This window comes from Aquabacterium sp. UBA2148, from assembly GCF_002328915.1.
Classification (GTDB): domain Bacteria; phylum Pseudomonadota; class Gammaproteobacteria; order Burkholderiales; family Burkholderiaceae_C; genus Aquabacterium; species Aquabacterium parvum.
In genome coordinates, this window is sequence record NZ_DCXA01000055.1 from 974 (window position 1) to 1,372 (window position 399).

Here is a 399-nt window from a genome sequence, read left to right on the forward strand (position 1 = left end):
TGATGGCCGGGCTGATGACCTCGCGCGAGCGCCGGGCGCGCGAGTGGGCCGTCCTGCGCTCGCTGGGCGCGACGCAGGGTTTGCTTGCGCGCGTACAGCGGTTCGAGCTGATCGGCTTGGGCGCCTTGGCGGGTGCGTTGGCTGCGTCGGCATCGCTGGCCATCGGCTGGGCGCTGTCTTCGCGGGTGTTCGAGTTCCCCTGGACGGCTCCCTGGTGGTGGCCTCTGGTGGGCGCCGTCGTCGGGGCCTTGCTGGCCTGGGGTGCTGGCTGGTGGAGCCTGCGGGGGGTGCTGGCGCGCCCCGTGGCCATGACGCTGCGCCGCGCCGACTGACAAAAAAGCCGAGCGCGGTGGCTCGGCTTGGTGCGGGTGCTCGCGGCGTTTTCCGGGGCCCATGGCC

At 73.2% G+C, this 399-nt stretch carries 1 protein-coding gene; it reads left to right on the plus strand.

The window, feature by feature from the left end:
* The coding region (locus B2W70_RS02990) for an FtsX-like permease family protein (RefSeq protein WP_286742704.1) at nt 1-332 on the plus strand (332 nt) is incomplete at its 5' end.
* Between the last annotated feature and the right edge of the window lie 67 nt (nt 333-399).